We start from the raw sequence: 26,391 nt of genomic DNA on the forward strand, positions 1-26,391 counted from the left end.
CCATTTTAAAAAGTGGCTTTTACCCGATCTGATATACTTGGCTATCTTGTGTACTATGCCATGCCAAACCATTTGTTTTAGTATCAAAATAGAAGTCTATCCTACCTAACTTGATACCACCAAAGCCCACCTGTGCTATCAGTACCTCTTTTCCCTTTGCATTGGTTACAGTCACAGGCTCATCCAAAAATGTGTGGGTATGGCCTCCCAATATCAAATCAATACCTTCAGTTGCCGCTGCAAGCTTTATGTCTGATACCTTTTCCGACTCATTCTCATGGTCATACTTATATCCCAAATGGGATAAGCAAATCACTAAATCGCATTTCTCCTTATCTCTTAACTTTGAGCTATATTCCTGTGCCACAGCAATCGGATCAATATATTCTGTTTCCATATAACAACCTTTAGCCACCAACCCCTCAAGCTCAATTCCTAACCCGAAAACCCCAACCTTTATCTTATCTTTTTCAAAAATCTTGTAAGGTCGAGAGCGCCCATTCATTGCAGTATTGCTAAAGTCATAATTGGCTATCACGAAATCAAAATCAGCATGTGGCAACATAGCTTCCAGTCCCTCAACAGTGTTGTCGAAATCATGATTTCCAATGGTCGCTGCATCATACTTCATGGCAGACATTGCCTTAAATTCAATTTCTCCTTTAAAGAAATTGAAGTAGGGTGTTCCCTGAAAAATATCTCCCGAATCTAGTAGCAATACATTCTTTTCCTCCTCCCGAATTTTTTCTATCAAAGCCTTTCGCCGTACTACTCCTCCCATTCCAGGATATTTCCTATCAGTTTCAGGAAATGGCTCAATATGACTATGTGTATCATTGGTATGCAGGATGGTGAGCTTTTTGACTGTAGAAGAAGCTCCGAACAACGGTACCGGCAACCATAAACCAGCACCCACCAATGCTGTATTCCTTAAAAGCTGCTTGATAAATCCTCTTCTTCCTTGATTTATATCCATATCAGTCAGTAGTTACTTCTTTAAGAAAAATGACCCCATTTTCTTTTGCAACAGCAATGCTATCATGCTGCACACAATACTCCATAATGGCATCTCTCACCAAAATATTAAGAAACTCCGATTCTTCAGGATCTTTAAGAAACACCATATTATCCCCTCCACCAAACAGGTAATCTGATGTTAGTACAGTATATGATTTGTTTCGATCGAATGGCTGACTATTGATCGTTACAGTTTCTATTTCGTTATTTCTTACAGTCATCTCTAACCCTGATATTGGTTGCTCCTTAATTGCCAAAAAGTCCACCAACTCTTGTATTCTGTCTCCTGATAGCGTAATCAAGACCAATGAATTGTCAAAAGGCATCAGCTCGAACACATCCCCTTTCGTGACTGCCCCTTGGTAAATAGGTGCACGCAGACCACCTGTATTCATCAAGCAAATATCTGCCTTTACATTTTTATACTTCTGGAGTGCTTCTTCACAAGCTATACATACCAAGTTCCCTAAAGCGCCATCATCTTTGGTCAGATCCATTGTAGCAAAGGAAATCACTTCATTCATTTCCTTATCCAATTCTTGTTTATAAGTTGTTACCACCTCCATTAGTTCATTGTCTGCCTGCATCTGTTGCTGTATGGCCATTGTCTTACTATCTGACCGCACCTTATGCAGTACAGGACTACAGGCTATAGATAAAAAAACTAATGTCAACAGCTTATAGGTGTATCTTGTATTCATCATTTCATTTTTGAAATTTCTGTTATAATGAGAGACTTCTAATCAATGTTATTCTTACAACAAATTTTTCCCTCAGAAGTATCATTGTCATTCCTTTTATTATATACCCCTTCATTTTTGAAGCATCCTTTATAAATACTTCATTTTTTTATTGAAAAACCTTCTGAAGAATTGATCAAAAAAGTTACCTTGAATATCTATTCAACATGAAACACACTACTCATTGTTACGACTTCAACAACGGATTAGCTCCTAAATTTGATTGACACAACATGGAACAACTAAACTTTGGCTTTCTCGACTTGTCATACGACAAAGAAAAGGATATGCTGATATTGGATTGGTCAGAGGATTTTGTACCAGAAGGTAAGCTGAAAGAAGATGGCACTAAAATTATTGAGTTTGCTAAAAAGCATAAAGCATCACGTATTCTCATGGATGTATCTATAGCCCCACAGCTTCACCGATCCAATCAGCAATACAATGATGATGTGATGATACCTGCAATTACCGACGAAGGAATAGTTAAGGGTGCTGTCGTACTGCCTAAGAAAATTTTTGCTCGGCTCTCTTTAGATACTGCTTATGAAGAAGCACTGAGCCATCTGAATCACAACACTCAAGCCAAACAGTTTGAAAATCGTGATGAAGCCATAAAGTGGCTTATGCAATAGAAAAGCTTATAAATAGAAAAAGCCACCCATGAGGTGGCTTTTTTATTGGTACTCCGTAGGGGATTCGAACCCCTGCTACCAGGATGAAAACCTGGCGTCCTAACCCCTAGACGAACGGAGCGGGTGTTTACTTGTTTTGACTGCCGTAAACTTAACAGTTGGTACTCCGTAGGGGATTCGAACCCCTGCTACCAGGATGAAAACCTGGCGTCCTAACCCCTAGACGAACGGAGCGGGTGTTTACTTGTTTTGACTGCCGTAAACTTAACAGTTGGTACTCCGTAGGGGATTCGAACCCCTGCTACCAGGATGAAAACCTGGCGTCCTAACCCCTAGACGAACGGAGCGGGTGTTTACTTGTTTTGACTGCCGTAAACTTAACAGTTGGTACTCCGTAGGGGATTCGAACCCCTGCTACCAGGATGAAAACCTGGCGTCCTAACCCCTAGACGAACGGAGCGGGTGTTTACTTGTTTTGACTGTCGTAAACTTAACAGTTGGTACTCCGTAGGGGATTCGAACCCCTGCTACCAGGATGAAAACCTGGCGTCCTAACCCCTAGACGAACGGAGCGGGTGTTTACTTGTTTTGACTGCCGTAAACTTAACAGTTGGTACTCCGTAGGGGATTCGAACCCCTGCTACCAGGATGAAAACCTGGCGTCCTAACCCCTAGACGAACGGAGCGGGTGTTTACTTGTTTTGACTGTCGTAAACTTAACAGTTGGTACTCCGTAGGGGATTCGAACCCCTGCTACCAGGATGAAAACCTGGCGTCCTAACCCCTAGACGAACGGAGCGGGTGTTTACTTGTTTTGACTGCCGTAAACTTAACAGTTGGTACTCCGTAGGGGATTCGAACCCCTGCTACCAGGATGAAAACCTGGCGTCCTAACCCCTAGACGAACGGAGCATTGCTTGTTTTTTGCGAGTGCAAATGTATAGCTTTAGAATAAAAGCACAAAAGTTTTCTCTAAAAAATTTTACGATTACTGATTGTTAAGGTCATGAAAAACCTATCTGAAATGAACTATTTCAAGTAGCAAACAAAGCTAAAAAATCTCATTTCCAACCACTTAAAACCTCATAACATAAACCTGATTCTTTCCCTGATTTTTTTTTCAGCTAAAACGATAAAGTTTTTCCCGACAGTCAAAAATAATTTCAGAGTATTCCCAAACAATAGAATCCCATTACCCATTTGTTACGGACGAAAATCAATCTTTCTTAAAGCAACGCATATTCCTAATCTTCTGTACCAATTTTTTGTTTATTTTTGGCTTTATCTCATTAGAAATTTGAATTTTACTACGAACACTTCAGGACAGCTCTGATAAACTCTATTTGAATGGACAAAGCAACTTTAGATAAATACGAATTGGTTGTAGGACTGGAAGTCCATGCTCAACTGCAGACTTCCTCTAAGATATTCTCATCCGATGCCAATGCATTTGGTCAAGAACCCAACACTAATATTAGCGTCATCACATTGGCACATCCAGGTACACTTCCAAAAGCAAACAAGAAGGTATTGGAGTATGCTATCAAGATGGGACTTGCATGCAATTCTCGCATTTCAGAATACAACATCTTTGACAGGAAGAACTACTTCTACCCTGACCTGCCAAAGGGGTATCAGACAACACAGGACAAAACGCCTATTTGTATGGGTGGTCATGTAGAAGTCAAAACCAAAGAAGGGACTAAAAGAAACATTGCCCTCAACCGTATCCACATGGAAGAGGATGCTGGTAAATCTATTCACCTAGAAGGAGAACCTGATACTCTGGTGGATTTGAACCGTGCAGGTGTACCACTTATTGAGATTGTGTCTGAACCTGACATCAGACAAGCTGAAGAGGCTCACTCCTACCTGACTGAAGTGAGAAAGCTTGTACGCTACCTTGACATCTGTGATGGCAATATGGAAGAAGGCTCGATGCGTTGTGATGCCAACATTTCAATTCGCCTTAAAGGAGCTGCTGAATATGGCAAAAAAGTAGAGGTCAAAAACATGAACTCTATTCGAAATGTACAGCGCGCTATTGAACATGAGTTTGTCCGTCAGGTCGAGATCATTGAAAACGGAGGAACCATTGACTCTGAGACACGCACGTTCAATGCACAAGATGGCAGTACTTCAGGGATGAGAAGCAAGGAAACACTCAATGATTACAGGTACTTCCCTTGTCCTGACCTTCCACCTTTGATTGTTTCTGAAGAATGGATTCAGTCGATCCGAAAAGGGATGCCAAGCCTTCCGAAAGAGCTATTCGAAAAGTTTACAAATACATACGGCTTACCTGAATATGATGCACAGGTTTTGACTGACCAAAAAGATATTGCCTTTTTCTTTGAAGCGCTCTGTTCTAAAACCAATCAATACAAAGTTGCTTCAAACTGGATGATGGGTCCTATCAAGTCATGTCTGAATGATAAGTCGATCAGCATGGAGGAGTTCCCGTTATCAGCTGAGCAAATTGCATCGATTATTGAACTGGTAGAAGAAAACAAGGTTTCTTACACGGCGGCTTCCAATCAGTTGTTGCCAAAAATGATGGAACAACCTGAGACAACAGCTGAAACACTTGCCCACCAGTTGGACCTGATACAGGATAGCGATGATGACTCTATTATTCCAATTATAGAGCAGGCTCTTGCCAAGTTCCCTGATAAAGTGAAAGCCTACCAATCTGGTAAGAAAAACTTACTGGGGCTATTTATGGGAGAAGTTATGAAACTTAGCAATGGCAAAGTCGATCCTAAAAAAGCTAACCAGCTTATTAGGGAGGTATTGGAAAAATAAGCACCTTTGATGCTTAGGCAAGAAAATTGAAGTTAACACGCTGTTATCTTGTATTTGATAACTTGTCTGATTGTTCATACAGGACTATGTCGGCACCCTGAAAAACAGTTAACCTGTCATTCAGGGTGCACTCAAAAAACTATTCAAACCTTTACAATCTTAGATCAAAATGAAAAAACTGCATTTATTTGCATTGATCCTTGGAATACTGGCAGTTGCTTGCAACACCCAGAAAAAAGAAGTGACTTACCCTACAACTACCACTATCTCAGGTACGTTGGAGGCTCCTAAAGGAGACAATGCTGAGGTAATAATTTACGCTATTGGTGCAAGTGGTTCCCGCGATGAGGTTGCCAAAGCAACAGCTGACGAAAACGGTAAATTCACTGCTGATGTAAAGGTTGATGCTCCTAGTATCTTCCTTGCCAACATCTATAACACAAACCAGTTCCCTTTCATCCTTGCTGGTGAAGAGCTGACTTTCAAATACGATCAGGAAAAATCTAAATACGATATTTCAGGATCTAAAGACAACGACCTACTAGAGGAGCTTCAGGAAATGTCTGCGAAAGAGAATGAGCAAGTAATGGCGCTTCGTGAAGAGTACATGCAAGCAGAAGACAAAGCAGCTGTTGAAGCTAAATTCGAAGACTTCCAGAAAACAGTTACTGAAAAGAGAAAAGAATTTGCAAAGAAAGCAGGTGGCTCTTTGGTTAACGTACTTGTTTTACAACAAATTGACCTAGATAGCGAATACGCATTTGCTGAGCCAATTGTAAAACAAATGCAAGAAGAAAACCCTGGCAATGAAATGGTTGATCAAATTGCTAAGAGACTAAGCTCTAGCAAGCAGACTGCTGTTGGTGAAATGGCTCCTGAGATCAAACTTGCTACTCCTGAAGGAAAAGAAGTTGCACTTTCTTCATTAAGAGGTCAAGTTGTAATGATTGACTTCTGGGCTTCATGGTGTGGTCCTTGCCGTGCAGAAAACCCTAATGTTGTAAAACTGTATGACAAGTACCACGATCAAGGCTTCGAAATCTTTGGTGTATCTCTTGACAGAAAGAAAGAGGATTGGGTACAAGCAATTGAAAAAGACAAACTGACTTGGCCTCAGGTTTCAGACCTGAAATTCTGGCAATCAGAAGCTGCTAAAGCTTATAACATTACAGCTATCCCAGCTACTTTACTTTTGGATAAGGAAGGTAAGATCATTGCCAAGAACCTGAGAGGAAAAGCTTTGGAAGATAAACTTGCTGAGATCTTCTCAACTGAAGAAGGTTCAATGTAATTTTCACTGCTAATTGATTCCAATTAGGAACAAAAAAGAAAGACATGCCTGTAAGCATGTCTTTCTTTTTTTATAGGCTAACCAATGAACTTAGTTTACTTTAAAACCCATTACCAAGATATCATCCAACTGTGAATGGGTATTCCCCATCCATTGTTTAAGGTTTTCTTCCAAGAGACGTTGCTGTACATCAAATGGCTTCTCATGAATGTCCCACAACAGGTTCCGAAGTCTTTTCTTCATAAACTTCTGATTGTTTTCTCCCCCAAACTGATCGGCATAACCATCACTGAACATATAACAGGTTGTTTTCTCATCCAATGGGATGGTATGGGTCGTAAAATCCATGTTTTGCTCGGTACGATACCCTCCAATAGAATAACGATCTCCTTTGATTTCCTGAATCTCTCCCTGCTGTACATAAAGTAATGGATTTTTGGCACCTGCATAAGCTAGCTCTTTCCTCTGTTTGTCAACTGTACAGATGGTCATGTCCATTCCATCCCTATTCTGTGTATCCTGCTGTTTAAGCGCCTGCTGTATTCCTTTATTCAGTAATGACAATACTTTACCCGGATCTGTAATCTCTTTGATTACCACAATTTCATGTAATAAATCATTCCCTATAAGCGACATAAATGCTCCAGGTACTCCATGTCCTGTACAGTCAACCACTGCGACCACTGATTTCCCATTCACTTCCTCAAACCAATAAAAGTCCCCACTGACAATATCTCTTGGCTGAAACAGTATAAAATGTTCTGGCAGATGTGTATCTATCTTTTCCTTGAGTGGGAGCATGGCCTGTTGAATACGTTGTGCATAATTGATGCTGGAAGTGATCGCCATATTTTTCTTTTCGATCAGTGTTTTCTGCTCATTGACAGTCTCTAAAGTACTGCTCAACTCATCATTGATCTGCCAAAGCTCTTCGGTCCTTTCCGCTACTTTTTGTTCCAACACTTGATTCTGCTCTTTTATCAAGCGTTCATTCTCCTTCAAAGAAGCCAATGCCTGTTCCTGTGCTTCCGCTCTCTCTCGCTTGTAATGGTTGATCTTTTCAGCCAAAGCAATTGAAAGCAAGGTCATCTCCAAAGCTGCGCCTGTTTGCAATACATAATTATGGAATTCAAAAAATGGCGTAATGGCAGCACCTGCCAAAATAAACACAAAGATACTGACTACATAAAATGACCAAGCCAAGATAAAGTATCGAGCAGGTGTGTAGCCGGTTTTTATCAATTTCAGAGAAGTCACTGTTATAAAAACAATACTTATAAAACCGGAAAGCTGATTGAGCGTAGAGGCTACCAAAATATCCCCACTTATCCCTGCCCCTAGCGCCAACAAGAATGCACCAATTGAACCAAGGAATAATTTATGGATTGTAGGAGCTGTCCTACGTGTATTCAAAAAGCTTGTTGTAAATAAGATAGAGAAGATTCCCGCAAACGATGGAAAGATAGATCCGTGTGTATTGAGCCATATACTTTCTCCCCAAACAAATTCTATTCCATGACCTTTTAGCTGACCAATAAACAACCCAAGGCACACCACATACAAAACGTAGTAAATATAAACCCGCTCTTTCACCATCATGAAGATGAAGAAATTATAAAAGGCAATCAAAATCACGAATCCATAGAATATCCCATTCCAGAAGTCCACGATATGTTGGGACTGAAAGAAGGCCTTAGCTGTTCCGACCTTGATAGGAAAATGTGCAAACTCAGAATTGATTCTCAGGTAAAATGTTTTTTCTCCAGTAAACTCAGGCAACTCAAAAAATAAAGTGGGCATTTTGATACGCCTCTCTGAGTATGGAAAAATAGACCCTTCTTTTACTGATACAAACTCTCCTGTGATACCATCCTCATAAAACAGTTCTACACTTTGAAGCAATCCACTCCCAACCTCCAACATTAACGCTTTCTGTAAACTGTTCTCCAAAGTTAACCTACACCAGATGATATCCTTATTATTACCAAAATTCAATACATCCTCTTTTGACTGAAAGAAAAGGTGTCCCTGAATGGTAACATCTTCAATTTCCATCTTGTGGCTTTCATCTTTAAACACATATGTACTTGTACCAATACTGTAGAGTTTCTCGACATCATCAAGTACTACAGTTTTCTGGCCAAATGTATCAGTCCCTACAAAGCCTATCAACGTTAACAGAAACGAGGTTAGAAATATTTTTTTCATGATTGGGTAATGACGAAGGTTGTCAGGTATGAGATAAGGGATCTTGGAAGAGAATAAGCAGCAATATGTTACTGCTGCTTATCTTTGTTTACAAGTATTAAGTTAATGCTAGTAATGATTTTACCAATACAAAAGTCAAAACATACAATTTTTACCTTGTTATATTCTATCGAATAAAAGTACTATCTCAACATCATCAAGTCTGGTCTATTTCTTCTTCCAGCACTCCAATTCTATTTTTCACTTCACCCCAAATAAGACGTGTCAACTCTTCAAACTTATGTTGCTCTGATTTCACTAGGTTATCTATCTGGTAAAAGAAAGGGTGTTGTGAAGGTGCTTCCACTCTTGTCCGGTAGTCCTGCTCATTGTACAAACGCAATGAAACCGTATCCAGATTGTCGTCCACAAGGATTGCAGCCGCACCACGAAACGGTTCCTCTTTGATGGTATCTACCACCCAACCTCCTGAGTTGAAAATATGGATAGCTTTCTTAAAACCTCTGTAGGCTTGCAGTTCCTGAAAAGGTTTGTGGGTATGTCCAAAAATAAAAGTGACCTGCTCCGGAATAGGCTTATCTTTTAGCTCACGTTTCATCTGTAGCGGCAGTAGCTCCTCAATATAACACTTTAACCCGCATCTAGCATCTTCACTTAATACATTGGAAGTATCTCCCCTTTCTCTGCGTGCAATTGTCCCTACTGTTTTTGGTAGTATATAGTCCAATGCAGTCTTAATTAACCACTGCATAAATACCTTGTCAGTCACCTTACCTGAGAAGCTTTTGGAAAACTGGCGCAACAACTCATCAAACTTTTCAGGTACCTGAATCTTGTTGTAAATAGATTCTACGTCTTTGCCAACTTCTCCGGAACGCCCAAGAGTTGACCAAAAGAAATCAATCCATGCAAAGTTTTCTGCTTCTATATCCCAAATGTGACGTGGCTTTTCCCTATCAGGGATAATCATGGTTTTGAGTGTTGTCATCAGGGAATAAAGAGACTCTACATAATGTCCATGACTGAATACAACACATTTCTTACCTTCTGTATCCAGAATACCCAAATTTGGGTACACCACATTAACACTTACCTTATTCTTAAGACTTGCATTCCTGTTAATCAGTCCTTTCAAAAACAAAGAAGGTACAGGGTCTGGGTTGAACATTTTAGTTGTATGCCAAGGCTCGGGTAAATACTTTTCCTTTAGTTGAGATACATAGTTCAGGTATTGTGCTTCACGGGCAGTTTCCCAAAGGTGATGGTCATGGTTACCGGGGATAAAAATCAATTCCGAGTCAAAAACAGCTTTCTCTCCTTGAGGAAACAGTTGTTCCAAGAGTCGCTCAAACACCATCCCTGCTTCGTTCGTATTGGCCAAAGCCAACTCCAGCAAGTCACCATTTAGAATAAGCTTCGGTTTTATTTTTCTGTTATTATTTCTGACAATAAACTTGAGGGTTTCTATCGTCTCTTTCAGGATAGGACTTGTTTCGAGGGGGGCAATCAGATTTTCATTTTTGGTTTCTCCTGATATGGAGGGTCGAAGCGGGGTCAATAAACTGTTACTTGCCCCCAAATGCATATCTGACAAGCAGATATATTGAATTTCGGACATAATTGGGAAGATAAATGGGTCATAAATATGCGCCTGAAGGGCATGGTCCTTCAGGCGCTAAAGGTTTAGGCTTTCACTACTCTTTCTGCATACTTCTCAAGGTGTGCAACTACATGTGGATACACATCATGAACAGCATTTTTACCAATGACACAATCAAGGTGACCATATAATGGAATCACATGCCTGTCATACTTGTCTGCACCATTCAGTTTACACAGTCGTTCAAATGACTTTTCTGTTGATTCAGGAATAAATACCCTGTTCTTTTCTCCATGAATAAAGGTGATTGGCAAGTTGAGCAATTCCTCTACTTTTGGCAGGTAAACATCCTCTCCATTCTCTCCAACCAAATACGTATGACGCATAATCTCTGCAAGTTGCTTATAAGTCGTCATATTGGTGATTCCATATATCTCATGGGATGCCTCCAAGGTTTCCTGATTCAGGTTATACTTCTCATTGAGCGGTGCAAACATAAAGTTGATCCTGTTGTACACTGCATTATTGGATTCATTATCAATCGCAGCTGAATATACTTTCACCAATTTGTTGTATACCCTGCCCACAATTCCTGTATTCTGATCGGTATAAGCATTCATGGTACTGAATCCTAAAGAATCAAGTAAACTTGGCAAGTGCAAAGAGGCTTTCAGCTTGGTTTGAGGTGCTCCTATCATATCTGTTCCAATCTGCATTCCCACAATGGAGGCTATTCCTTCCAACCCTTGTAGCATGGAGGTGAAAAATGTAACCGATCCAACACAATGAGCAATGACATGTACAGCAGGGGCTCCTGTCATTTTCCGGATATAATCGACCGCAGGCTGATAGTCATTGGCGGCTATCCAATCCACACTCCATTGTTTGGAAGATGACGGAAGTTCAACACTTGTACGGTAATCAATCAGCCAGACATCATACCCATGTGTACAGAGATATTCCACCATATTGGTTTCTATGGTATCAAGTGCATAGATAAAACTCGAAACACTAAAACCATGTGATAACATCACAGGTCCTTTTCTCCCTCCATGATAACGTGTCAACTTTAAGGTCACACCATCCTTGGCATTGAAATAAGCTACTTCAGGTGCTGGAGCCCGCAGTGGACGCCTCTTTCTCGGAGGTGCTTTAGGGTTCAACAGGTTATCCCTTGCGAACACTCCTCCATAAGTTTCAAACAGCTCACCCGCAAAGAATCGCCCAAAGGCTGCCAGCGTTTGAAGCTTTTGGGTGTTAGAGGTTGCATTGATTACCCTCATGGTCGTCATCTGCTTCAAGAAATCCGTAGTTGCAATCTTTAGAATTCCCTTTCCCACTTCCTGCTCATCAGGCATACTGTACAATGTCACGTACAGTGTAGTTGTATCAGACCAAAGATCAAGACCTCTGTCATTTCTTATCACCTTATACCCCTCAAGTCTATAATGTTTGCCTTCTTCTGTATCAAGGTTCATCAGGTAATGCATATTCCGTGTTTCCATCTGGGTAGCATCCTCTGTAAATAGGTTGAATGCTCCACGAGTGACGGTAATTGGCTTGGAAGAGATCAATGGACAACTTACTGTCCCAATCATTTCCGCTGCATGTTCCCTGTTCTCAATCAGTGAGACCACATCTTCTGCTACTACCGTCATGGTAAAAGAGATAGGGGTTCCGTTCTGTTTCCCCATTTCTGCGGCAAACTCAAAGTCCAGATTCTCTCCCATAGAGATATACCCTTTCATAGTTTCAGTAAACTGAATACCTAGTTTGTCAGGTGTGGAAGGCTTGGCTTGAGGTACATGTTTCAGACTATAGTCAATCGTCCAGCCATGCTGCTTGGCAATCTGCATACAGCTTCTTTCTGCCAAAGCCGAAATCGTTAATAACGGGTTTACTCCTAATGAAACAGGTATTACGGCACCATCACAAACATACAACCCCTTATGAAGGGCATCAGAGTTTTCTCCTGTATAAACCTGTCCCTTATGGTCTACCACCCCTCTTGAAGCATCACCTGACATAGCACAACCTCCCAATGGATGTACAGTAATCAGGTTGTGGTCAAATGACTCAGACCAAATAGGTTTTTTTACATATGTACCGCCCAAAGCAGCGGTTGCCTTGAGCATATCCTTATTGGCTTTCACAAAATTTGATTGTTCTCCTACATCCTTCCAATCAATCCGTAGACGACCGTTCTCCTGCAATTGCATCTTTCCATTGGCATCATCATGAGACATGGTCAGGTAGGTTTGCGTATTTCGTGCAGCTCCATGGTACACTCCTCTAGTCAGGCTTTCCCATACCCTTGCTTTTTCTTTCAGGTTATCCAACCATCCATCATCAGTATCCTCACCAACTAGCTTGGCTGTAGTCGCCATCATCATTGGAAAAATATCACCCAAGGCAGCAGGCACTGAACCTTCTTCCAAAATAGATCCTTCCGAAAGGTCTTCCGTATTTTTCCGCATATCAATCACGCTCGTAATACAAGGACCTACAGGGTTATTGGTATCTTCTTTCTTACTCCCCGTTCCAATACCATTGATTGCTTGATCATTGTTATAGCCAAAGCCCAACACGTCTCCATTTCCAGAAAAACGTTCTCCCAACCTGTCAGAAACTTTGAGTCCCATTTGCTTGGAACGAAGCAATATCTCAGACGAACCCAATGTTCCTGCACCCAGAATAACCATGTCAGCCCTGACAACCAATGATGGCGCATCAAACCGCTCCCTACCCGAACGCAATACTTGATAGTGAATCAACCATTTATCTTCTTTTTTCTCAAGGTACTGTACTTCGACTTCCGTAAAAATCTCTGCCCTATGATTGACAGCATCGGGCAAATAGTTCATCAGTGTTGTATTTTTAGCCTGATGGTTACAACCCGAAACGCAATCGCCACAGTTATTACACGGACGCTGTTCTACACCTATATGGTTTACTCCATCAATATCAAAATTGACATTAATCTCGGTCTTGTAAAACCGCTCTCCCATAGCCCTTGCTGACTGTTTGTGAGCTTCCATCTTTTTCAATGGAGGATAACTTGAAGGGTATACGTTAGGCTTCAGCATCTCCTTGGCTAATTGATAGCCCTTTTCCAATTCACTTTCAGCTTGTTCACTTTCCTTCCGTATCTCCTCAGGCCATATCTCATGCTGGAATATCCTGAAATCAGGCTTAATCGATACATTGGCATTAATTAGGGATGTTCCTCCCAGTCCGCAACCAACCAAGACATTGATATCTTTTCCCACATGGAAATCAAACAAACCTGTTCGGGAACCAATATGCTTTTCAGGGGCATTGAATTGTATTTCGGAAGCAGCTTCCAAGGTAGAATCAGGATACTCTCCTGAAAGAAACTCTTTTCCTCTTTCCAAAACACAAACTTTTTGTCCGGCACGGGACATTCGGGAAGCAGCAATGGAAGCGCCATAACCAGAACCTATTACGACAATGTCATAATGCTCCTTGATACGCTCCACAGGAGTGGATATTCGGCTCATTTTTTTGGGTTACTTTAAATTTGAAAGTCAGAATTTGCAGCTGATTTTTGGGTAGGACTTATTTTGACAGCTACAGATCAATTCTATTTTACTGAATTCCTCAACTGAAATGATTTTGTAGAAATAATATAGAAAAAAAAGTAGACAGAGGATGGATAATAATAATATTTTCCAGACAGAAATATGCTGATTTTCAATTTATCCCAACAACTTATTCAAAACAGCTCTAACATCACCAAAGTAACTCACTCCAAACAAGTTAACATGCACCATAAGTGGGTAGATATTATATATAGGAACTCTCTCTTCAAAACCTTTATCCAATGGAAAGTTATCTTGATAAGCAGTATAAAAGGCACGGTCAAACCCTCCAAACAATAAGGTAAAAGCTAACTCCATTTCACGGTGTCCATAATAGACTGCAGGGTCTATCAAGCATGGGGGATCATTTGAAGCCATGACATTTCCACTCCATAAATCACCATGTAACAGCGACGGTTTTTCAGTTGGAAAAATACCTTTCAATTTCTCTTTTAGCTCAGAAAGCATTGCCAAATAGTTTTGGTTAATCACTCCATTTCTACAAGCTAATTCAAACTGTGGGCGCAAGCGTTGGTCTATGAAAAATGTCAACCAGTCCTTATGCTGGTGATTATACTGTGACAGCGAACCAATAAAATTATCATACTCCAGCCCAAACTGATTACTCCTAAATCGATGTAACTCAGCCAATCCTTCACCCAGTTTTTTCCAATACAATTGACTGGCAACTGAAGGCGGTAAATACTCCATGACAATAAATGCCCTATCCTGACAAACACCCGTTCCGACAACCTCAGGTACTTTCAATTGAGTTGCACTTTTCAATAACTCTAACCCTTTGGACTCCACCTCAAACATATGTTCTCCATGACGGCTATTTGATTTTAAGAAAAAGTATCCATCCTCCGTCTCCAATCGAAAAGCATCATTGATTGAGCCTCCTGTCACGTTTTTTATACTTTTCAACGTGACAGCCTTCCCCAACACATTTGTCAAGGCTGTTTTAAAGAAATTGTGTTGATTGGTATCGAGCATCTGAAATTATTATAACTTTGTTGAGTTAAAACATGATACTTCTGCATGAATAAAGCAATATATATATTTTCGCTTATCATTGGTTTTACCTTTTTTAGCCAAGTAGCCTCAGCACAACAAAATATGCTGCAAAAAGGTCAGTTTGCCGCAGGTCTCAGAGGCGGTATTTTACTACCTTCCATGACTTTTTCGCCTGGTATTGCCCAACTGAGTTTGAATACACAAACAGCTGGTGTTATTTTCCAATATTTCAAAGAGAAGAAAATTGGATTGCAATGGGAAGTAAACTACGAAACCAAAGGATATCAAGAAGCCATCAGCCAAGGAGTCGCTCTTTACAAAAGAGAGTTTGATCAAGTGGCTGTCCCGGTTTTGGCACATATTTATTTTCCCATCAAAAGGGTACATATATTCGTCAATGCAGGAGCACAGGCAAATTACCTGCTAGATGAAAGTAGCGAAGTCTATGGAGACCTCTCTGAACAACGCTATGACTATTTCGACAGAGAACCTCACCAACTTTCCGTTGACCTTGTGGTAGGTGGTGGACTGTCTGTACTGACAGGAATTGGACATTTTCAATTGGAAGCCCGCTATTTTGCTGGAATGACTGATAGCCTTGAAAGACCTGAACGTACATCATCGGAGTCTGCCTATTTTCAAGGTGCCAATATCTCATTCGCTTACCTAATTCCGATTACAGGATGGAAAAACAATAAAACCATGGGAGAGCTACAAGAAGAGAAAGTTAAAAATCAGTAGTACAACATCTCCTTTAACCTAAAAGGCTTCTGAATGATCTGATTCAGAAGCCTTTTTTATTGATTAAATAGTACAATTGTATCCGTTAGTTGATAATCTAAAAACCTTGTTTAATTACTTTATATTTTTTTACCACGATTTACAATCTCATTATCAAGTACATACATTCACGATTAACACAAATTATGAATAACTGTTCATTTTTTTTTAAACATTTGCCCTAATCCATACGTTTTCGCACTACTAACAGCTTAATACTCGACTAACCCCCTCATCTCGAAACCAAATAAACTAACTACCTGTTCATTACAGGTTTTTTTTAATAGCAAAAACTAGATTAATGAAAAAGCTTTTAGTACTTGTACTGCTCGTAGTACAAGGCTGTATTGTTGCCACAATTTTTTGGGAACAAGAATACAAGTATGTTCAGCCGACTCCAATTCCGGAAAATCACCGAGAAGTTGAAGTTGGGAGCAATATTGATTTCAGTCATACTGCTCTTGCCTCTATCTCAACTCCTCTATTTATACACTATTTCAATGATGAGTGTCCTTGCTCACGTTTTAACCTCAAGCATTTCCGCAGCATCTACAACAAGCATAAAAATGATTTAAACTTTGTGGTAGTTGTTGAAGATGGAAAAGACCCAACAACTATTGCTGAAGCATTTCCTGAAGGAATCCACATTATCACTGACACACCTGACGCTAAAATTGCACTTGTATGTGGCATATATGCCACCCCTCAAGCTGTCATCATTGACCAGCAACATCAACTTTACTACAAGGGAAACTTTAATAAAGCGCGCTATTGCACACAGCCTACTTCAAACTATGCACAACAGGCTGTAGAAGACTTTATTGGCGGAAAGCCCGCTCCCTTCTTTGGTTGGAGTGCTGTTCAAGCATATGGCTGTTCACTTTCAGTCTATGACAGTTCTAATTCAAACAACATAATTCAGACTCTACTTACTGACTTCAACTAAACACTTACAAATGACTCAGGATAATTCGTATTACCAGTCTATTAAGCAGAAAGCTGACACTTCCATGCAGCTGCTACTTATTTCTAACTTTCTTTTGGGACTTTTTCTGGCAACATTCTACGACACTTGGTTTGTCGGTATAGGTGTTGGAGGAATTTGTCTATCAGCTTTCTTTTTAAGCAAAATCGCCTTACCAAAGTCAACTTTATACCAATATGTAGCCGCTATTGTGTTGGCTGTATTCGTGGCTCAATACATATACCAGATGCATGGTCTGTTTGAGATGCACTTTTTTGCCTTTATTTTTTCCACTTTTCTGATCAGTTACCAGAAGTGGATACTTCAAATTCCATTTATTCTGACCGTTTCCTTACATCACGCCACTTTTGCCTATGCACAGTTTGCTGGCAAGCCAAATGTCTATTTCACTCAATTGGACTATATGGATGCACAAACCTTTGCTTTCCATATGACATTGGCTACTGTAGTGGTAGTGGTATCTGGGTATTGGTCTTACTCTTTTGATAAACGGAACAAGAGAGACAGTGAGCAAAAGGACAGGATCAGCCAGCTTTATAACGACTCTATACAAAACAAGCGTAAGATGCAGGAAAGCATCAACTACGCTCAAAAAATACAGAACCTGATTCTTCCAAAAATTGAAGGGATCAGGGCATACTTACCTTCAGCAATGTTGTTGTACAAACCTAAGGATATCGTAAGTGGAGATATTTTTTGGTTTACACAAAAGGGGCATATCAACTTGATTGGAGCTATTGACTGTACAGGACATGGCGTCCCGGGGGCTTTTATGAGTATTCTGGCTACAGAAAAGCTGAATGAGATTGTACACACACGGGGTATCGTTGAGCCTGCCAAAATACTGGAGCTTTTGGATGACAGCATCCAACATACACTCAAACAAAGAGAATCTGGTAACAGAGATGGCATGACAATATCACTCTGCTCCATAGACCGCAAAAACAAGTCTCTCCAATTTGCTGGTGCCAAAAGCTCATTGGTGATAACAGAACAAGACTACGTACGTGAAATAAAAGGGGATAAAAACCCAATCGGTAGGTGGGTAAGCGATGGTGTCAGCCAATTTACACAACATGATATCACATTAGAAAAAGGACAGTACTTCTATATGTTCTCTGATGGCTATCAAGACCAGTTTGGTGGACCTGACAACAAAAAATTTGGTAAAAACAAATTGCTAAACCTTATCGGTCAACTATCAGAAAATATGTACACTCCTTCTGAGCAACGTATGCTATTTGAAGATACTTTCAATGAATGGAAAGGTGAAAAGTCACAGATAGATGATATCCTGATCATTGGCTTCTCTTCCAATGATATACTGGCTATCAGTTCAAGCCAACTGCCGAAATCGGCAGATATGGTGCTGTAATCAAACAGAAACCCCAACCTCCTACAATATGGGGGTTGGGGTTTTCCTTATTTGGATACTAGTTTATAGCCTTCTCCCCTAATGGTTACAATCTTGAGATCAGGTTCATGTTTAAGCATTTTCCGGATTTTGGCAATAAACACATCAAGGCTTCTACCATTAAAGAAAGTATCATCACCCCAAAGCTTCACTAAGATAAGTTTGCGGTTTACTACCTTATTTCTTTCAGAGCACAGCATCTTCAGTAATTCCGCTTCACGTGGCGTAAGCGTCTGTTGTTTTCCATCGACCTCCAACCACTGAAAAGTGTAATTGAAATGGGTATTTCCCAATAAAAACAACTCTTCCTGAGGCTGGATCACTTCTTCCTGATGTGCAGCTACCTGTTCATTTCGCTGAAGAATAGACTCTACTCTTACCAACAACTCTTCCATACTGAAAGGCTTCTTAACATAATCATTGGCTCCGAGCTTAAAACCTTTCACCACATCTTCTGTCATGGATTTTGCCGTCAGAAATACAATCGGAACATTACTTCCTGACTGTCTGATCTCATTAGCCAAGGTAAAACCATCCTTTCGGGGTAACATGACATCCAAGACACAAAGGTCTGGCTGCTCCTCAAAGAATGCCTGCTGTGCCTGTTCACCATCCTTAAAAAGACTGGCATCATATCCCCTGCTCTCAAACAGTTCCTTGACGATCAATCCCAAAAACGGATCATCCTCCACCACCATGATTTTAGTTTTCTCTGCCATATTGATACTGCTTAAAAAGTTCCTTACTTATCCAAAGGAAGCCAAACAGTAAAGGTACTTCCTTTTCCTACCTGACTCACCAAAGTAACCTGTCCCTGATGCCTGTCGGCTACCATCCATACATAGCTAAGTCCAAGGCCAAACCCTTTTACATTATGTACATTTCCAGTAGGTACCCTATAGAACTTCTCAAACACCTGAGCCTGTTCACTTTTTGGGATACCTATGCCATTATCTTCTACAGACAAGTAAAAGAAACCATTCCTGTTACCAGTTATGATACGGATTTCAGGTGCTGACTCAGCGTACTTACACGCATTGTCTATCAGGTTATAAATCACATTAGACAAGTGTACCTGATCTCCCAATATCCATGGGTGCTCAGCCTTGTAATCCGATATAATTACCCCATTCTTTTCCGTCACCTGCATTCTGATATTGCTGATAGCTCTCTCGATCAGCATATGCATATCCAACCGTTCAAGGTTCAGTTTTAACTCCCTTTTTTCTGATGCAGCGACATTTAACACTTTCTCCACCATCTGCCCAAGCCTTCGGTTTTCTCCTTCGGCAATCCCTAGGTACTGCTTTGCCTTTTCATCGTCTTTACGCATATCAAAACGAAGCAATGCTTCCAAGGCCAAGGATACCGTAGAAATTGGCGTCTTGAATTCATGCGTCATATTATTGATAAAGTCGCTCTTGATTTCGGAAAGCTTTTTCTGATTAAAGATCAGTATCAGCGCATATGCAAAACAACTTGAGATCAACAACACCAATACCAATGAAGCTGTCAGAGGTAAGCTCATCCGCCAAAAAGTCATTTTGTATTGTGAAGGTAAAAACACCTTCAGGTTGGAGGCATTACTTCCTGTCAAAAACTGTTGACCTATCCGAATACCTTTGCCATCAAGATGGTCAATCACCTGCTTATTACCCGAAAGTACATATGTTTTTTCAGCCTTGTTCCAGTAGCCATAAGCAAAATCCTTGATACCGATTGCCAGCATTTCCTTTCTTAGCAGGCTATCAAAATGAGTTATCAGCCAATGCTGCCCCCACACCATTTCGGTAGTGATGTTTGCCTTTTTATCTACTTCTACATTTACGTCCTTTTTGTCTTCCTGACTGTTTTGCTTCACCCGAAACACATGTGTACCTACATGTACCTTTTTGTTACCATTAAAGACCCACACCTTCGTTTCTTGCTGCACGGTATCTTCAAAGAATTGCTCATCTAGCTTCATAGTCAGGTCTTCCTCTTTCTCCATCAGGTATGGTTTGATCAACAGTTCCTTGTTCCCTTCCTGTGACTTAAAAAATGTAAGTACTGATTCTCCTGCTGACTTTTCACCGGCATTGCGGACAGCCAAACCTACTTCTTCATAGAGACGTTGCTGCTCTTCCAGAAAACTGCTGTAAAGCCAATAAGACTGAAAGCCTAAAATCCCCAATAAGGCAATGCTCATCAGTATCATCAGCAAGGTTATCTTCTTTTTCATCTCCGTATCTGTCGCATATATTTAATCAGTTCCGCAGTACCAAATCTAATCACTGCCAGCCAAATAGACACTACAAAACATCCATCTTAACCTTGCTTAACCTTGTTTAACCACACCTTAACTCAAAGGGAATTAACAACTACTTACATTTGGAACATGGACTTTAAACATAGGCTCTAAACTCATTGACAGGTCTTATGTCTGAAATATTAGTTATTCAATTCAAAACCAAGATTAAGATGAAAGCAAAACTATTCTCAATGATGCTCGCTGTAGCCGTAATGGCAGGTTGTAACCAAGAAGAACTAACTCCTGAACAGCAAAAAGGAACCGAAAACATGCGCATGGCTTTTACGGAGCTGAAAGATGGAGATGACCATAAAATGGTTTACTTCTTCAATGAGAAAAACTTATTGGGAGACTTGGCTGAGGAGTATGGTTCAAAAGTCGAGAAAATCCTTGATATGGATGTGGAGTTTGAAGATGGCAACCTGACTATTAACGGCAAGATGCTACTTGAAAATGGCGAAGAGCATGACTTCTCTAAAACTATGACCAAAGAAAAAATGCTTGCTTTTGCTGAGCAAGTAGACTCATTAGGAAATGATGGAGTAGTTTGGAATTCGTCTCTGGATACGGAAGATGGTAAAAAGGTAGAACGTATTCATATCATAAAACATGGTGATGGCAAAACGATCATTAGTGAAGATGAGGACATTGTTCAGGTAAATGATGGCAAAGTGAAGGTATTTGTATCAGATGGCAACAACCATACGTCTGAATTCGACAATAAGATTACGGCTGCTATTGAAGAAGAGTACGGTTCCAAGGTGGAACAAATCAAGAACATTGAAATCAATGTTAAAAATGAGCTAAGAACCATCAATGCCACTGCTTTGCTGGAAGATGGACGTACAGTATCAAAAGAGTTGACCTACACTCAAGAAGAAATGAGACAAGCAGATGGCGGGTCAAAAAATGATAAAGTGATTTTCATTCAGAAAAAAGTAGAGAAGGTAAAAGAATAGCCTGACCCCACTTCATAAGTAATTAAGGTACAATTCAGTTAATGGGTTGTACCTTAATTTTTATCGCCTTTTTTCTCTTGAAAATGTAGCTTTTAGTTATTAACTCTGTTGTATTACCAAAAACCCTACAACACTATGAGTTTCTTACTAAAAGCGAAAATGCTCTATCAGATGATGGAAGAAGGCAAATTGATGGAAGCATTTGAAAGGTTCTATGATGACGAGGTGGTAATCATGGAAGCCGACGGCACTACCCGAAATGGAAAAAACGAACAGCGGGAAGCTATTCAGGAATGGCAGAACATGGTAAAGGAGTTTCATGGTGGTGGAGCACATGACATTACCTCCAATGAAGAAAAAGGGGTCACTATGGTCGAAAGTTGGACTGACGTTACTTTCAAGAACGGAGGTCGAATGAAAATGGAAGAAGTTGCCATACAACACTGGAGAGGAGACAAGATCATTCGGGAGCGATTCTACTACAACATCCCTCCACACCAAAGATAAGCGAACTTTTCCCCACCCTTATCCTTGCAAATCAAAGCACCTTATCAACACTACGCTACATACACAAAAAAGCAAAACCACTATCATAGGAAGCATTTGAAATCAAGGACAGGGGTTAAAGTATAATGAAAGAATTTGCTGAAATCACTGTCCCTTGTCTAAAGCTGATAGAAAAGTAATTTCTGTCAGCTTTTTTTGTGCTTACTCATGTATCTTTGCTGTATGAAAAAGGACATTACCAATAGGGATGATATTCAGCTACTTGTCAATACTTTTTACCAAAAAGTAAGGGATGATCAACGCATCGGATATCTGTTTGATGATGTTGCGCAAGTGGATTGGCAAAAACACTTGCCTATCATGTATGATTTCTGGGAGACCAACCTGCTTTTCGTTCAGAAGTACAAGGGCAACCCTATCCAGACGCATATGGAGGTAGATGATACAGAAAACCTGGAACAGAAGCATTTTGGCTATTGGATGGAACATTGGTTTTCTACAGTGGATGAACTGTTTGAGGGAGAAAAAGCTACTTTAGCCAAAGAGCGTGCCCGTAAAATGGCTCATACTATTTTTATGAGGGTATATATGAAACGCTACACAACAGATGGACAAAAAAATAGCTGACAGAATACAATTCCTGTCAGCTATTTTTGCATGAAATACTATTTTTTAGAAATCACAACTATCAGGTCCACAAACTGCATCACTACCAGTCTGTAAGCCTTCTACCTGTTCAAAAGCCTGTTTCCATACCTCTACAGGTTGTGCTCCTTGAATCATGTATTTGTCATTGATAATAAAAGTAGGAACAGCATTTACCCCCATCATACGGTAGTTGCTTTCTTCCTTCAAAACTTCAGCTTTACCCTCTTCCGAAGTCTCAAACTTTGTCAGTGCCTCAGCTGAAAGCCCTACTTTTTTCCCCAATTCCATAAGGGTAGCTTTGTCTTCCATATCTTGAGACTCTGCAAAATACGCCTTGAACAGTTCAAGTGAAAGCTCCTTATCCTTGCCTTCCTCTCTTGCAAAGTGCATCAGTGTATGCGCCTGAACAGTATTTGGTACGCCTTGCACTTTCTCCATTTCCATCTCCAATCCTTCTGACTTGGCGATGTTCTGTACCTGTTGTATCATTGGCTTGGGATCTTGCCCGTACTTCTTGCCAAGATATTCTGGCAGTGAAATAGCACTTCCTTCCGTAACATCCGGATGAAGCTGAAATGGATGCCAGCTAATCTCTGCGTCTATTCCAGATGTCTCCGACAGTGCTTTTTCCAACCTTCCGTTACCGATGTAACACCAGGGACACACTACATCTGAGACAATATCAATCTTCAACTTTTTCATTATCCAATTCTATAAAATCTGATCGCTATTTGTGATCTCTATTAGTAAGCAATGTTTCAACGCTAATAAAGATGCAAAAGAATGTACTCTTCATGAGTTTGCCAAAAAAGCAAATAGAAAGCCTGACTAATCTTGATTCAGTGCTTCGGCTTCTATAAACTCTATAACTGCCGATCTTCTAAATTGTTAGCCCTGCCACTTTATTACAATTAAATGCGGCCACTTCCCTCCTCTTCTTTCAAGATTCTTAGCAATGTACAGACCCGTTAAATTTGTTAAAATACCTCTATGCGCCACCTTCACTTTGTATTTTGACCGACTAAAGAAATTTGTTAACAACATTGTAATACCTGACTTCTTTTAAATAAAAGCCAATCTAGTTTATGAAGATTATCGCTGTACTATTAATTGTATTAAGCACTTTCACAGATCTTTCTGATGTCACGAAGATTGCCAAAGCCAATGAGTACAAGGAGAAAGCCCAAGAAGCTTTTGAACAAGGCGAGTACGATCAAGCAGCTTCCTACTACCGTTACCTCAAGGATACACTCAAGGTAGATGATGCGGGTATTCAACTGAACTTGGCTCATTCCTATTACCGTTCGGGAAAGAAAGAAGAAGCATCTAACGCATATGCCAACCTGCAACTCAACGAAGAAAAAGAGATTGCCTCGGTGGCTAATCAGCAATTAGGTGTCATGATGGCTGACGAAAAGAAATATGATCAGTCTCTTGAGTTTCTGAAAGCTGCACTGAAAGCTAATCCTCAAAATCAGGAAGCCCGTTATAATTACGAGCTAGTGAAACAGCTTAAGCAACAGCAGGAAGAGCAACAAAAGCAGCAGGAACAAGAGAATAAGGAGAACGAGGAGAATAAGGAAAATAAAGACCAGCAGCAGAATAAAGATAAGCAGAACGAGAATAAAGAAGGAGAAGACAAAGAGGGAGAAAAAGAAAACAAGGAGCAACAAGAGCAAGAACAACAGCAACAAAATAAAGAAGGCGAGCAGAAAGAGGAAGAGCAAAAACAACAGGAACAGCAAAGCGAAGCTGATAAAGAAGCTGAAGAAAAAGCCAAGGAACAGCAGATGAAACAGCAACGCATGCAGGATATCAAGATGTCTGAGCAGCAAGCTAAGATGATCTTGGAAGCACTTAAGAACAATGAGGTTCAGTACTTCCAGCAACAGCAAAAACGCTCTAAAAAGCCGCTTTCAGGAGACAAGCCAGACTGGTAGGATACTCCGCTGTAAGCTATATTTAGATATTAAAAAAGTCCTTTGGAAGATGTGTTCCAAAGGACTTTTTTTGTAGTCAACACTAAATGAACGTCTTAAAAAACCAACTCCAAATAGCGTCGTACTTTTTCTCTTGCATCTTTAGCAGCTTCCTCATCATACTTAGGACTACTTGGATTGGCAAAGGCATGATCGGCATCATACATGGCTACTGTCAGTTCTTTTCCTGCTTTCTTCATATTCTCCTCAAACTCTTTTACAACCTCAGGGGTAATCCAACGGTCTTGCTTGGCAAAAATACCCAATACATTTGTTTCCAACTTAGTCTCAAGGAGTTCCTCGTCTTGTATCGGCATGCCATAATACATAACACATGCTTCCATACTATGACGGGCAATAATAGCTGACTGCAATGACCAGCCACCACCAAAACACCAACCGATGGAAGCTAACTTAGCTCCCTGCCCTGCATAACTGATAGCTCCTTTTATAATATCTTCTGCCCGATCGCTATCAACACCCTGCATCAATTTGCCTGCATCCTCACGGGTAGTAGCTACCTTTCCATCATAAAGGTCAATAGCCAGTACATTGACATCCCCCAACTGCTCTGCCCAAAAAGCAGCTTCATCCTTAACATACTCATTCAGTCCCCACCATTCGTGGAACATAAATAAGTATTGGTTTGATTTCTTAGGAGCCTTTACTAGATACGCATGTCCCTTTTCGGCACCAGGTGTCTTGAAATCCACCATCTTACCTTTCAGTTGTTTGGCTCTTGGCTTAAAAGGTCTTGGCAAGGCATGAGCATCCCTAAATTCCTTGTTATTAGCAAATGAAGCAAATGCCATAATCGGATCATCTATGCTATGGCACAGCTTTGAATCGGTAGGAGGTACTGATAATTTTTGTAAAGGCTTATTTACAAATGCAGCTGTAAGTATCAGCAAACCAATAATCGTTACAGATAATGATAGGTACTTCTTCATAGGATATTTGGGTTGTATTTAAAAAACGCATTTCAATATAAAATCAAAACCACAACTGAATGTTTGTACTTTAATCTAATTTAAAGCAAATATCTTACTTTTATTTACCCTTACCCTAAGGTTTCCACCCCATCAACCTTTAATCCGTAAAGTACTTTTCGAAGGATTGAAATGCTGAAAATTTTATGGAGGAATGTATCTTTGTGCGAATTAATTTCTAATTCCTGCTTTAGCTTTCAATTGAATACCACGTCAGAATAAAGGAACTTTTTTCCCATTCCAATGGCTTCAGCATTAGAATAGCTATCAGTGAATCAACTCTAAATCAAGATAAAATGAGTACAGAAAAGGAATTACAGGAACGTAGCGAATCAAAATGTGAGTTGTGTGCAGCTACAGACAACCTTCAGGTTTACGAAGTACCGCCAACCTCTGATGGAAGCGCCGATCAAAGTATTCTGGTGTGTAGCACTTGTCATGAACAAATCGAAAATCCAGAAAAGGTAGATGCCAACCATTGGCGATGCCTGAATGACAGCATGTGGAGTACGGTACCTGCTGTACAGGTAATGGCTTGGAGAATGCTTGACAGGTTAAAGTCCGAAGGCTGGCCACAAGACCTACTGGACATGCTTTACCTTGATGATGAGACCATGGCTTGGGCAAAAGCTGGTGCAACTGAAAGCCAGAGTGAAGACAGTATTAAACATTTAGACAGTAACGGTGCTGTGCTGAATGCAGGAGACTCTGTTGTCCTGATTAAAGACTTGAATGTAAAAGGAGCCAACTTTACAGCCAAAAGAGGAACGGCTGTCAGAAATATTTCACTGGTATATGACAATCCGGAACAGATTGAAGGACGTGTTAATGGACAACATATTGTTATTTTGACCAAGTATGTGAAGAAGTCATAGTACTAATCCGGTAAGTGTATCACTCACTTACCGGATATTTTTCTCTTGTT

The 26,391-nt window shown here is 40.3% G+C and carries 21 protein-coding genes and 8 tRNA genes; 11 read left to right on the forward strand and 18 right to left on the reverse strand.

The annotated features are described in order from the left end of the window. Positions 1 to 19 precede the first annotated feature (19 nt). Both V6R21_RS25230 and V6R21_RS25235 read right to left on the reverse strand, forming a co-directional pair. On the reverse strand, positions 20 to 976 hold the full coding sequence (locus tag V6R21_RS25230; RefSeq protein ID WP_334246305.1) for a bifunctional metallophosphatase/5'-nucleotidase: 957 nt from the start codon (positions 974 to 976) through the stop codon (positions 20 to 22). 1 nt (position 977) lies between these two features. Next, a complete protein-coding gene (locus tag V6R21_RS25235) occupies positions 978 to 1,721 on the reverse strand; it encodes a 5'-nucleotidase C-terminal domain-containing protein (RefSeq protein ID WP_334246306.1) in 744 nt (247 codons plus the stop codon). A 269-nt stretch (positions 1,722 to 1,990) separates the two neighbouring features. Here V6R21_RS25235 and V6R21_RS25240 point away from each other — a divergent pair, with 269 nt between their 5' ends. Further along, entirely contained in the window at positions 1,991 to 2,392 is a 402-nt protein-coding gene (locus V6R21_RS25240) for a hypothetical protein (protein WP_334246307.1), read from the forward strand. 46 nt (positions 2,393 to 2,438) lie between these two features. On the opposite strand, the gene V6R21_RS25245 is transcribed toward V6R21_RS25240, so the two are convergent. The 8 genes from V6R21_RS25245 to V6R21_RS25280 form a co-directional block, all read right to left on the reverse strand. Beyond that, positions 2,439 to 2,513, reverse strand: a tRNA-Glu gene (locus tag V6R21_RS25245). A gap of 38 nt (positions 2,514 to 2,551) precedes the next feature. Continuing rightward, positions 2,552 to 2,626: transfer RNA gene (locus tag V6R21_RS25250), tRNA-Glu, on the reverse strand. A 38-nt stretch (positions 2,627 to 2,664) separates the two neighbouring features. After that, positions 2,665 to 2,739, reverse strand: a tRNA-Glu gene (locus tag V6R21_RS25255). A gap of 38 nt (positions 2,740 to 2,777) precedes the next feature. Further along, a tRNA-Glu gene (locus V6R21_RS25260) sits at positions 2,778 to 2,852 on the reverse strand. A 38-nt stretch (positions 2,853 to 2,890) separates the two neighbouring features. After that, positions 2,891 to 2,965, reverse strand: a tRNA-Glu gene (locus V6R21_RS25265). A 38-nt stretch (positions 2,966 to 3,003) separates the two neighbouring features. Continuing rightward, a tRNA-Glu gene (locus tag V6R21_RS25270) sits at positions 3,004 to 3,078 on the reverse strand. Positions 3,079 to 3,116: 38 nt separating this feature from the next. Next, positions 3,117 to 3,191: transfer RNA gene (locus V6R21_RS25275), tRNA-Glu, on the reverse strand. 38 nt (positions 3,192 to 3,229) lie between these two features. After that, positions 3,230 to 3,304 (reverse strand) — tRNA-Glu (locus V6R21_RS25280). 435 nt (positions 3,305 to 3,739) lie between these two features. Here V6R21_RS25280 and gatB point away from each other — a divergent pair. After that, positions 3,740 to 5,197, forward strand: a complete 1,458-nt coding sequence (gene gatB / locus V6R21_RS25285) for an Asp-tRNA(Asn)/Glu-tRNA(Gln) amidotransferase subunit GatB (protein WP_334246308.1) — start codon at positions 3,740 to 3,742, stop codon at positions 5,195 to 5,197. 169 nt (positions 5,198 to 5,366) lie between these two features. Continuing rightward, the gene (locus V6R21_RS25290) at positions 5,367 to 6,488 is read left to right on the forward strand and encodes a TlpA disulfide reductase family protein (RefSeq protein WP_334246309.1); all 1,122 of its coding nucleotides are present in this window, start codon (positions 5,367 to 5,369) and stop codon (positions 6,486 to 6,488) included. Between the two features lie 90 nt (positions 6,489 to 6,578). Here V6R21_RS25290 and V6R21_RS25295 read toward each other — a convergent pair whose 3' ends face one another. From V6R21_RS25295 to V6R21_RS25310, 4 genes are all read right to left on the reverse strand, one after another. Then, entirely contained in the window at positions 6,579 to 8,696 is a 2,118-nt protein-coding gene (locus V6R21_RS25295; RefSeq protein ID WP_334246310.1) for a 7TM diverse intracellular signaling domain-containing protein, read from the reverse strand. Positions 8,697 to 8,892: 196 nt separating this feature from the next. Then, a complete protein-coding gene (locus V6R21_RS25300) occupies positions 8,893 to 10,314 on the reverse strand; it encodes a metallophosphoesterase (protein WP_334246311.1) in 1,422 nt (473 codons plus the stop codon). A 65-nt stretch (positions 10,315 to 10,379) separates the two neighbouring features. Then, complete coding sequence (locus tag V6R21_RS25305; protein WP_334246312.1) at positions 10,380 to 13,817, reverse strand: GMC oxidoreductase; 3,438 nt, start codon at positions 13,815 to 13,817, stop codon at positions 10,380 to 10,382. Positions 13,818 to 14,015: 198 nt separating this feature from the next. Then, complete coding sequence (locus V6R21_RS25310; RefSeq protein ID WP_334246313.1) at positions 14,016 to 14,894, reverse strand: fructosamine kinase family protein; 879 nt, start codon at positions 14,892 to 14,894, stop codon at positions 14,016 to 14,018. Between the two features lie 45 nt (positions 14,895 to 14,939). On the opposite strand from V6R21_RS25310, the gene V6R21_RS25315 reads away from it, so the two are divergent. The 3 genes from V6R21_RS25315 (at position 14,940) to V6R21_RS25325 (ending at position 18,055) form a co-directional block, all read left to right on the forward strand. Then, a complete protein-coding gene (locus tag V6R21_RS25315; protein WP_334246314.1) occupies positions 14,940 to 15,656 on the forward strand; it encodes a porin family protein in 717 nt (238 codons plus the stop codon). A gap of 340 nt (positions 15,657 to 15,996) precedes the next feature. Beyond that, positions 15,997 to 16,641, forward strand: coding sequence for a DUF6436 domain-containing protein (locus tag V6R21_RS25320; protein ID WP_334246315.1), 645 nt, complete (start codon positions 15,997 to 15,999; stop codon positions 16,639 to 16,641). A 10-nt stretch (positions 16,642 to 16,651) separates the two neighbouring features. Then, complete coding sequence (locus tag V6R21_RS25325) at positions 16,652 to 18,055, forward strand: PP2C family protein-serine/threonine phosphatase (RefSeq protein WP_334246316.1); 1,404 nt, start codon at positions 16,652 to 16,654, stop codon at positions 18,053 to 18,055. A gap of 47 nt (positions 18,056 to 18,102) precedes the next feature. Here V6R21_RS25325 and V6R21_RS25330 read toward each other — a convergent pair whose 3' ends face one another. Beyond that, positions 18,103 to 18,813: a response regulator transcription factor gene (locus V6R21_RS25330; protein ID WP_334246317.1), complete on the reverse strand. Its 711-nt coding sequence runs from the start codon at positions 18,811 to 18,813 to the stop codon at positions 18,103 to 18,105. A 23-nt stretch (positions 18,814 to 18,836) separates the two neighbouring features. After that, positions 18,837 to 20,315 (reverse strand): sensor histidine kinase, encoded by a 1,479-nt coding sequence (locus tag V6R21_RS25335; RefSeq protein ID WP_334246318.1) that lies wholly within the window; start codon positions 20,313 to 20,315, stop codon positions 18,837 to 18,839. A 239-nt stretch (positions 20,316 to 20,554) separates the two neighbouring features. Here V6R21_RS25335 and V6R21_RS25340 point away from each other — a divergent pair, with 239 nt between their 5' ends. From V6R21_RS25340 to V6R21_RS25350, 3 genes are all read left to right on the forward strand, one after another. Continuing rightward, positions 20,555 to 21,343 carry a hypothetical protein gene (locus V6R21_RS25340; protein ID WP_334246319.1) on the forward strand — a complete coding sequence of 263 codons (789 nt, stop codon included), beginning with the start codon at positions 20,555 to 20,557 and terminating at the stop codon, positions 21,341 to 21,343. Positions 21,344 to 21,478: 135 nt separating this feature from the next. After that, positions 21,479 to 21,850 (forward strand): SnoaL-like domain-containing protein, encoded by a 372-nt coding sequence (locus V6R21_RS25345; protein WP_334246320.1) that lies wholly within the window; start codon positions 21,479 to 21,481, stop codon positions 21,848 to 21,850. A gap of 222 nt (positions 21,851 to 22,072) precedes the next feature. Then, positions 22,073 to 22,477: a group III truncated hemoglobin gene (locus tag V6R21_RS25350; RefSeq protein WP_334246321.1), complete on the forward strand. Its 405-nt coding sequence runs from the start codon at positions 22,073 to 22,075 to the stop codon at positions 22,475 to 22,477. Between the two features lie 45 nt (positions 22,478 to 22,522). Here the strand turns inward: V6R21_RS25350 and V6R21_RS25355 are convergent, their stop codons facing one another. After that, the gene (locus V6R21_RS25355; RefSeq protein WP_334246322.1) at positions 22,523 to 23,200 is read right to left on the reverse strand and encodes a DsbA family oxidoreductase; all 678 of its coding nucleotides are present in this window, start codon (positions 23,198 to 23,200) and stop codon (positions 22,523 to 22,525) included. A 383-nt stretch (positions 23,201 to 23,583) separates the two neighbouring features. Between V6R21_RS25355 and V6R21_RS25360 the strand changes: the two genes are divergently transcribed. Further along, the gene (locus tag V6R21_RS25360) at positions 23,584 to 24,438 is read left to right on the forward strand and encodes a hypothetical protein (RefSeq protein ID WP_334246323.1); all 855 of its coding nucleotides are present in this window, start codon (positions 23,584 to 23,586) and stop codon (positions 24,436 to 24,438) included. 95 nt (positions 24,439 to 24,533) lie between these two features. Here V6R21_RS25360 and V6R21_RS25365 read toward each other — a convergent pair whose 3' ends face one another. After that, entirely contained in the window at positions 24,534 to 25,427 is an 894-nt protein-coding gene (locus V6R21_RS25365) for a dienelactone hydrolase family protein (protein WP_334246324.1), read from the reverse strand. Positions 25,428 to 25,762: 335 nt separating this feature from the next. Between V6R21_RS25365 and V6R21_RS25370 the strand changes: the two genes are divergently transcribed. Then, positions 25,763 to 26,341 carry an alkylphosphonate utilization protein gene (locus V6R21_RS25370; protein ID WP_334246325.1) on the forward strand — a complete coding sequence of 193 codons (579 nt, stop codon included), beginning with the start codon at positions 25,763 to 25,765 and terminating at the stop codon, positions 26,339 to 26,341. Positions 26,342 to 26,391: the final 50 nt, after the last annotated feature.

The organism is Limibacter armeniacum, assembly GCF_036880985.1.
Classification (GTDB): Bacteria; Bacteroidota; Bacteroidia; order Cytophagales; family Flammeovirgaceae; genus Limibacter; species Limibacter armeniacum.